The 4,135-nt window shown below is 56.9% G+C and carries 4 protein-coding genes; 1 reads left to right on the forward strand and 3 read right to left on the reverse strand.

Translation table 11 applies throughout. The features are described from left to right. The coding region (locus ABJN75_RS06175; RefSeq protein ID WP_348437825.1) for a S8 family peptidase at positions 1 to 1,515 on the forward strand (1,515 nt) is incomplete at its 5' end. A 176-nt stretch (positions 1,516 to 1,691) separates the two neighbouring features. Here the strand turns inward: ABJN75_RS06175 and ABJN75_RS06180 are convergent. The 3 genes from ABJN75_RS06180 to ABJN75_RS06190 form a co-directional block, all read right to left on the reverse strand. Further along, the gene (locus ABJN75_RS06180; protein WP_348437827.1) at positions 1,692 to 2,396 is read right to left on the reverse strand and encodes an autoinducer binding domain-containing protein; all 705 of its coding nucleotides are present in this window, start codon (positions 2,394 to 2,396) and stop codon (positions 1,692 to 1,694) included. An 80-nt stretch (positions 2,397 to 2,476) separates the two neighbouring features. Then, a complete protein-coding gene (gene trbI / locus ABJN75_RS06185; RefSeq protein ID WP_348437829.1) occupies positions 2,477 to 3,784 on the reverse strand; it encodes an IncP-type conjugal transfer protein TrbI in 1,308 nt (435 codons plus the stop codon). Next, positions 3,781 to 4,135 (reverse strand): conjugal transfer protein TrbH (locus ABJN75_RS06190; protein WP_348437831.1); only part of this gene is annotated, 355 nt, incomplete at its 5' end. The genes trbI and ABJN75_RS06190, both read right to left, overlap by 4 nt.

A 4,135-nucleotide genomic window follows, 5' to 3' on the forward strand; every position in this document is an offset into this window, starting at 1 on the left:
GTTCTATCATCCTGGCTTTCGGGGAGGTTCGATTTCCTCGATCCGGGAGAGTATGACGAGGCCCACGGCACGGGAGTTGCCGGATTGATCGCTATTGGTCAAGGACTGAACAGTGCTCAATTGGTTTCAGAGCCCAATGGATGTATGCTTTATGATGTGCCCCTTTTCCCCAAGGGGCCATTCCTCGCCAAGTATGCGAACGGCTTTTCAGACTTCCTGGAGGAGTTGGAGCAAGCCGTTACGGAAGCGAGCGAAGAGCACGGCGTGCGGATATTCAATCTTTCGATCAATGTGACTTCCGACGTCGACCGGTACAGATATGGCTTGTATGCTGCGAGGTTGGATCAGATCGCAGACACCTATGGAGTCATTTTCGTGAATTCCGCTGGCAATCTCCCGGTGGGTCAATCGCGGGCACCATGGCAAAAGAAGCCGAGTGACGTTGTGAAATACTTTGCCTCGCGTACGCAGTCCGACACAATCTTTCAGCCTTCAGAAAGCGTGCGTTCGATCTCGGTTGGTGCAATCAATCCTCCAAATACCCCACACGTTGATGGTGCTCCCACGATCTATACGACAAGGGGGCCAGGCCTGCAGGTTGGCGTGAAACCAGATGTTGCTACCTACGGTGGGGCCGGAGGCGTTGGGCCGGGAAAACCAACTGGTCTTACCTCTATTACGCGAGAAGGGGTGATGCAGGATGTGGTTGGGACAAGCTTCGCCGCTCCTCTTGTAGCCCGCACGCTCGCAAGTCTCGATCGTGATACGCAAGGGACTTTGGGGACCGAGGCTCTAAGGGCAATGCTATTGCACCATACAGTCATGCCAGAGCCGCTTACGAAACGGGGGATGAAGGATCTAAGCCGGCAGTTCGCTGGGTATGGTCAACCTTCAAGCGTGGCTGAAATGCTGGAAACCGGTGATCACGAGGTTACACTCGTCTTTCAAAGTCGCTTGACCATTGGCGCGAGAAAACCGGCAATCCTTCGGTTCCCGTTTACTTGGCCTCTAAGTCTTGTTGGGCCCCAGAGTCAGTGTTCTGGCAACGTCAAAATCACTCTCGTTTATTCGCCACCATTGGATCCCGCATTTGGTGCAGAGTTTGTGCGTGTGAACTTGGAGGCCAGTCTGCGCCAGCGCCAAATGCGAAAAAATCAAGATGGTCAGTTCGGCTACACCAACCAGATCGATGCACGCTACCTACCGAAATCATCGGGCCTTGGTATCCCCGAAAAGGCGCTGATTGCACACGGCCTCAAGTGGTGGCCATCGAAACAATATGAAAGCAATCTGATTGATCGCGGCGAGACCTCAGATTGGCGGTTAGAGGTCACCAGCTTGGTGCGTGCTGAATCTGAGTTTCCAGTTTCCGGTGTCCCTTTCGCGGTTCTTTTGACGATCCGTGATCCGAAAGGCATCGAGCCAGTCTTTGCTGAGATGCGTCAAGGCCTGCAGGCAAGTCGTGCTGATGCTCGGGACATTAGAGCGGCTGCAAGACTGCGTCCACGTAGCTGAGGGCGGTGTCAAGATGGACTGACTGGATCTTCAGCGCGTGCGAAGCGGCATTGCAATGTATCTGCGAGAGCCATGCTTGAAGAAGAATACCGAATCGGGGGACGCCGGCACTGCAATGCGGCAGTGTAAAGTATTCTCAATGTTCTAATAGGACCACAAGCTGCCGTGCTGATCAATTAAATCAGCCCCAGTCTGATCGCGATCGAGGCGGCTTGACGGCTGTTTGCCGCGCCAAGCTTTCGCGTTGCCTCGTCGAGATAGGAACGGACGGACCGATATCCTATCCCGATCGTTTCAGCGATGTCCGGCATTGACATGCCGTCTGCGAACCACCGCAGGCATTCGGCCTCGCGCGGTGAAAGGCGGATGTCTGAAGCCAGGGCAGCATCCTGGGTCGCCGAGGCGAGATGGGAATGGACAAATGCGACCGCCATCGCTGCAATGACGGGATCGGGATCCTCATCGATGCACACCATGGGCTTCCCGGATGCGAGTGTGAACACCATCCTGTTCTTGAAGCCGACAGGAACCGAGACTGACAGACCTGAACGGATTCCAAACCGCTCCGCATCCTTGTAGAATTGCCTTACATCGAGCCTTCCTATTCGCCTGGCTTCGTCCGCCGACCACTGAAAAATCGGCGGCCCATGCTTGGCCTTGGTGACGACTGGATCAACTCGAATGTAGTTTTTCTGGACGTAGTGATCCTGCCATTCCCTGGGATAGTTCGACACAGCAAAGCTCTCTTGCCCACGCAGATGCAGATAAGCGAAATAGTCGAAGCCTGCGCTCTCGGCAAAATCCCGCAAGGCGCGCCGTGCTGCCCGCTCTTCAAGCGGCAATGAAAGCATATCGATCAATTGCAGGAGGAGCTCGTTCAAGATGACAAAGTTCCGGCATGGTGGTGCGCTGCGGAAACAAGTTCCGCCACGTTGCGGTGTAGTGGGTGCCGACCTCAGACTCATTGATAGGCTTTTGGGAAAACGATGTCCTGATCGACCAGGACGTTGAACCGATAGCCCGGCCTGATTTCGAGGGTGGGCTGGACATTGAGGTTTTTCGACACGGTTTGCTGCGAGATCTGCCCGAAGGTCTGGGCAAAGGACCGCCTGGCAGCGTCCGCCGCGCTGTCTGTCGTTGATGCGGTGCTGCTGTCCTTCGGGAGCAGCATGTCCGTCCCTGCGCCGATCAGTGCGACGAGGATCGCCGAGCCAAATGTCTTGAGATAGTGGTTGTTGACCTTGTCTTTGAACCCGCCATAGCCGGCGGCATCGGTGCCAGCCATGCCGCCGATCTGCAGCGTTGATCCGTTCGGAAAGATGATATCGGTCCAGACGACAAGCACCCGGTTTTGCCCGAACGAAACACCGGAATCGTAGCGACCGGACAGTTTTGTTCCTTGCGGGATGAGCAGTCGCCGGCCGGTCGCGCTGTCGTAGACGTTTTGCGATACCTGGGCGGTGATGCGACCGGGAAGATCGGAGTTGATACCGGTGACGAGCGTCGCCGGAATGACCGAACCGCGTTTGAGTTCAAAGGGTGACATTTGCGGGATAACCGAATTCGGCAGGTAGCCGAGATCAGCGATATCCTGGTTGAAGAACTGCGCCTTTCCAATCTGACCGTTCGGATCGGCATTCTGTCCACCAATGCCGGCCTGCAGCAACGCAGTGCCATATGGATCCATCGCACTGGCTGACTTTCCCGCAGGTGACACGGACTGTTGTGATGCTGCGACCGGCATCGCATTCTCGTTGTCGAGGCCCTTGAGATTGACGGCTGTCGGCGAGTTGGCCGCAGCTTCCTCAGCCTGAATGCTTGCCATCTGCTGGCGATGATATTCGCGGAGCATCTGTTCTTCCTGCTCGCGCTCAAGCCGGGCGCGCCACACAGCCTCGGGCTCGATAGCTGGGGTTTGCGGCGGTGTTGTCTTCTGAAAATTCTGGTCGGGTGGAGTGAACGGGTTACGAGTGGGTTCTTTCCTTTGGACGGCTGGCGTCGGTTGCACCGGAATGACCTTCGGTTCGCCGATGATCCCGTCGGGCACGCCCTGTTTGAGCCTTTCGGCATCATTGGAGGCTGGTTGCGACGACGACGTGTCGCTCTGCCGGTCCCCGAAATGCAATCCCCTCGAGGAGAGACCGAAGAAGATCGCCGCCAGAAAAACCAGGACGAGGATGATCGCAACGATGATCGGCACACGATTTAGCCTTCGGATCCTTGGCCCATCTTCGGCACCGGCGCCACCAAGCTTCAACGATTGTGTCATGATCTGCCCGCCGATCTCCGCTGCATGACGGACAAGGGACTTGCGGGCACCGCTCCGGCCGCTCCGGTCGTACCGGTCGTACCAAGTGTGTAGATCCGGGTGAGCTCGACCTTCAAGGTCGAGATCCGCACAAGCACACCGTCCGCGAACGGATCGATGCTATAGGCCAGCGGTTCGACAGCCGCTTCAGTGGTCGCCTGATCAGTCACGACGGCATAACCCTTGTCCCGCAAGGACGCCTCGAGCGCCGGCCCGAACACGATGTCATTGCCGCGGAGTGCAATGGTCGTGCTTCCGGGTCCGATATGCTCCGCGAGCCGCTCCACCATGTCCGCGGCAATCGAGCTTGCG

Source organism: Hoeflea sp. (assembly GCF_039975035.1).
Lineage (GTDB): Bacteria > Pseudomonadota > Alphaproteobacteria > Rhizobiales > Rhizobiaceae > Hoeflea.